Source organism: Zhenpiania hominis (assembly GCF_014333425.1).
Lineage (GTDB): Bacteria > Bacillota > Clostridia > Peptostreptococcales > Anaerovoracaceae > Hominibacterium > Hominibacterium hominis.
The window spans coordinates 1-1,266 of the sequence record NZ_JACRYT010000060.1 but is presented as its reverse complement, the minus strand read 5'-3'; the positions used below and the strand labels follow the sequence as shown (position 1 = coordinate 1,266).

Here is a 1,266-nt window from a genome sequence, read left to right as displayed (position 1 = left end):
TGAAGTGCTATAATAAAGTTGTAACGGAAGTGGCTAATAAGATATACTAAAAACAATGAGAAAAGAGGTTCTTATCATGCCACAAAATTACACACCAGAGTTTAAAAAGAAGATTGTCCGTCTCCATTTGGAGGAGGGACGTACCTACAAAAGTATCACTGCAGAGTATGGCGTATCAAAAGCCAGCATCTCCAAGTGGTGCCGTGAATTCAGCGAAGAATGCCAGACAAGCCCGGAAACAAAAGAAGAATACGATTCTATGAAAGAAATGCTCAAGCTCCGTAAAGAGAATGAAGAACTCCGCAAGGAGAATCTTTTCTTAAAAAAAGCGGCGGCATTCTTTGCAAAAGAAATCGATTAGAGGCTTATCGGTTTATCGAAAAATATCAGAAAGATTTTGGGCTTCGCTGGCTGCTGCGTCGGTTGGATATTTGCCCGAATGCTTACTATAACTACCGGAAACACCGGAAGGCGGATTACTATACGCAAAAATCCAAGGTACAAGCGCAGATCCGAGAGATTTATCACGAGCACAATGGAGTGGACGGATACCGAAGCATGACGGTTTATCTGGCACGTAAAGGCTTCCATTACAGTCCGATAACCATCCATAAGTATATGAATCAAGAGATGGGGCTGTATGCGATTGTACGTCCTAAAAAACCAGAATATATACACGGGAAGCCACACAAGGTATTTGAGAATAAGCTGGCTCAAAATTTCACTGCTGAGCGGGCAAATCAAAAATGGTGCACAGATTTTACCTACCTGTTCCTGAAAAATGGGGAGGTGCGTTATAACTGCAGTATTCTTGATCTCTATGACCGCAGCATCATTGCGAGTATAACGGATCGCCATATCACATCCGAACTTGCTATCCGTACTTTACAGAAGGCCTTGGATTCACAGCCGATGCGGAAAGGAGAATTACTCCTTCATAGCGATCAGGGGGCACAGTATACATCGAAAGCATTCGTTGAGTATTGTGAATCCGTTCATGTAACACAAAGTATGAGTAAAGCTGGATGCCCGTATGACAACGCACCAATGGAACGGTATTTCAATACCTTGAAGAATGAATGCACAAATCTATATGAATTTCGTACGGAGGAGGCACTCTATCAGACGGTGGAGGAATTTGCATATATCACATATAATCATGTGCGCCCTCATAGTTTCAATGGGTATCAAACACCATATCAAGCTCGAATTGCATAAATCGATATTTTTTAGCCATAAGTGTTACAAAAACGCTTGACCACAACA

At 41.9% G+C, this 1,266-nt stretch carries 1 protein-coding gene; it reads left to right on the top strand.

Features of this window, described 5'->3' with window-relative positions; translation table 11 throughout:
* The first annotated feature begins 55 nt into the window (after nucleotides 1-55).
* Nucleotides 56-1,218, top strand: a protein-coding gene (locus tag H9L42_RS16705) for an IS3 family transposase (RefSeq protein ID WP_187304526.1) whose coding sequence is annotated in 2 segments (ribosomal slippage) — nucleotides 56-314 and nucleotides 314-1,218 — 1,164 coding nt in all. Because the reading frame shifts where the segments join, the coding sequence is not laid out codon by codon here.
* Nucleotides 1,219-1,266: the final 48 nt, after the last annotated feature.